The sequence below is a fragment of the Micropruina sp. genome, assembly GCF_027492755.1.
Lineage (GTDB): Bacteria > Actinomycetota > Actinomycetes > Propionibacteriales > Propionibacteriaceae > Micropruina.
Map to the genome: position 1 here is coordinate 1 of NZ_JAPUED010000221.1, position 2,445 is coordinate 2,445.

A 2,445-nucleotide genomic window follows, 5' to 3' on the forward strand; every position below is an offset into this window, starting at 1 on the left:
AGCACCAACTGGTGACGGACGGCCACTGATCGGGCTCGTCGAGATCCAAGTCATGGCCACTCGTCGGTCGAGCGTGTCGAGATCCTTCTGAGGGGGTCTCGACGAGCTCGACCGACGGAGGTCAGATCTCGACAAGCTCGATCGACGGAACGCCTACTTGGCGATCGAGACGGTGACCTTCTGCTCGACCGTCGTGTAGCCGGACTTCGTGCCGCGCACCACGACGCTGACCTTCTTGCCCTTGTCCTTCGACGTCAGCTTGTAGCTGGTCTTCGTCGCTCCCGTGAGCTTGGTCGAGCCGCGGTACCACTGGTAGCTCAGCGCGACAGCTCCCGGGCCCCAACTGCCGGCCTTCACCGTGAGGGTCTTGCCCGCCTTTCGGGTGCCGGTGATCGTCGGCGTCTTCACGGTCAGCGTGCCCTTGACCACAGTGACGCTCGCCGACGTCCTGCTCAGCGAGTCGTAGCCGCTGAGCTTGCCGGTCACCCGGACACTGAGCTTCGCGTTCACCTCGGACGCCGTCGGCGTGTAGGACGACTTGGTCGCCCCCTTGATGGCGGAGCCGTCGCGGTACCACTGGTAGCTGAGCGAGACCTTGGCCGGTCCCCAGGAGCCGGTCTTGACCGTCAAGGCCGAGCCGACCTGGGCGGCACCCGAGAACGTCGGAGTCGGCCCGTCGAGTTGCCTCGGAACGGACGCGGTGGCCTTCGACGTCCTGGTGACCGCGGCATGCCCGGTCTTGGTCCCGGTCACGGCGACGCTCATGGCCGCCCCGCCGTCCGCCGCGGTCACGGTGTAGGTCGACTTGGTCGCCCCGGCGATCCTCACGCTGCCCCGGTACCACTGGTAAGCGAGGGTGACCGGTGCCGGAGCCCAGGTGCCGGCCTTGGCGGTCAGGGTGGACCCCACCTTGGCCGTGCCCGAGACCGTCGGGGTCGAGGTGGTCTTCAGCTTCAGCAACGGAACGGTGGCCGTGGCGGACGAGCTTCGCACCGTGGGCGCGTACAACTCCCGGGTGCCGGTCACCCGGACGCTCAGCGCCTGGCCCGCGTCGTCGACCGTCACCGTCCGGGTGCTTCCGGTGGCGCCGCCGATGGCCGCGTTGCCCCGGTACCACTGGTAGGAGAGCTTCACCGAGCCCGGGCCCCACTTGCCGGCGGATGCGGTCAGCTTCTCGCCGACGGCGGCCTTGCCGCTGACCTTCGGCGTGCCGGCGTCCAGGGTCATGAACAGCGCGGCCCAGGTGCGATCGTCCACACTGCCGGTGACCGAGCGGCCCACCGAAGCCTGGAACGACTTCACCGCTGCCACCACGTCGGCGCTGAAGCTGGATGCCCCGCCGACCTGTTGGCCGGCCGACGCCAGCAGCGTGGCCAGGCCGCGAACGGCGTCCCCCTTGGCGCCGCTGGACAGCGACGGGGCCACTGCGGTCAACGTGATCGGGCCCGCCTCACCGTCGACCTCGAGCTTCTTCGCCTTCTGGAACTTCTTGACCGCCGCGACGGTCGCCGAGTCGAACTTCCCGCTGGTCGGAGCGGCATAGCCGGCGGCGCTGAGCAGGTACTGCAGCGCGGTCACCTTGGGACCGGAGTCGCCCGACAGCAGGACCAGGTTGAAGGCCACGTTGTCGTAGTAGCCCAGGTCGTATTCGGCGATCACATCGTTGAGCTTCGCCGCGTAGGCGGCCGCGTTCTTGGGCTGTTCCACCTTGGCGATCGCGGTCACGAGTTTGTCGGCGTCGCCCATCACCTTGCGTGCCGCGGCGTAGCGGGAGTCGTCGGCCACAGCGGCGGCATGCGCGGCGAAGGAGTCCTTGACCGAGCCGTACTTGGCGTAGCTGACCTTGCCGACGGTGACGCAGCCCTCCTGGAAGCGGCTCGCGGCGGACGCGGCCGGGGCGTCCTTGCCGGCCAGCGAGAACGACGACTGGCGGCGCAGGCCGGCGTAGTACTTGCGGCTCTTCCAGTAGCTCAGCGTGGTGCGCACGACCCCGTAGGCACGACCGCGGGCCTCGATGATGCGCCAGTCGCCGTTGTCGAGCTTCTTGGTCAGGACGGCGACGTGGCCGATCCCGTTGGCCCGGGCCGGGTTGTTGCGCAGGAACACCAGATCGCCGACCTTGGGCGAGCCGCTGACCTTCTTGGTCGCGTCGTACTGCCATGCGGCGAGGTCGGTGATCCGGTTACCGGAACGGCCGTACAGCCATTCGACCAGTTCGGAGCAGTCGAACTTGGGCGGATTGGGGTTGCTGATCGCAGCCTCGGCGCCCAGCACATAGGGCTTGCCGACCTGGTCGTCGGCCAGGCTGGCGAACTGCGCCGGCGTCATCTTGCCGGCGCACTGGATATCGAAGTAGTTCCGGCCCTTCTTGGCCGCATCCGAGGTGCCCCAGTCGCTGTCGACGATGGCCTGCGCCATCGACACCGAGGCGGGGACGCCGTAACT

General features: G+C 68.4%; 1 protein-coding gene. It reads right to left on the bottom strand.

All coding sequences use genetic code 11. The features are described 5' to 3' along the window. Positions 1–153 precede the first annotated feature (153 nt). Positions 154–2,445: peptidoglycan-binding protein (locus Q0066_RS15385; protein WP_298134555.1), on the bottom strand; the 2,292-nt coding region annotated here is incomplete at its 5' end.